Origin of the sequence: Mesorhizobium sp. M6A.T.Ce.TU.002.03.1.1 (genome assembly GCF_003997275.1) — a bacterium.
GTDB lineage: Bacteria > Pseudomonadota > Alphaproteobacteria > Rhizobiales > Rhizobiaceae > Mesorhizobium > Mesorhizobium mediterraneum.
The window spans coordinates 1-436 of record NZ_RZTI01000325.1 but is presented as its reverse complement, the minus strand read 5'-3'; the positions used below and the strand labels follow the sequence as shown (position 1 = coordinate 436).

Genomic DNA, 436 nt, shown 5'->3' with positions numbered 1-436 from the left:
TTTCGCATTCTCTGTCAAAGCAACTATAGTGATCGCGTTTGCCAGATTTGTTGCGGGGATTTTCTGTGGCATTGCCGCCGGTCTGGATGCCCAACGTTCCGATGAAGCGGGTCATTTGCCATTGGACGGCAGGTTCGCATTCGGCAGGCGAGACCGACAAGGACGCCTATCATATCCTGGTCGAGGGGAATGGCGGCCTCGTCAGGGGCCGGCCTTCCATCACGCTCAATTCCGGCAGGGTGAAATCGGGATACGCAGCTCACACCCTCAACTGCAACAGCGGCTCGATCGGGGTTTCTCTCTGCTGCATGGCCGGGGCGGAGGAAAGACCATTCAATGCCGGCCAATACCCGATGACGAGGACGCAGTGGGATGCGCTGATCGTTGTCGTCGCCGCGCTTTGCAAATACTATCGCATCAAAGTCACGCCCAAAAC

1 protein-coding gene is annotated in these 436 nt (G+C 57.3%); it reads left to right on the top strand.

What is annotated here, in order from left to right:
* Window positions 1–65: 65 nt before the first annotated feature.
* The coding region (locus EOC93_RS33775) for an N-acetylmuramoyl-L-alanine amidase (protein ID WP_164759408.1) at window positions 66–436 on the top strand (371 nt) is incomplete at its 3' end.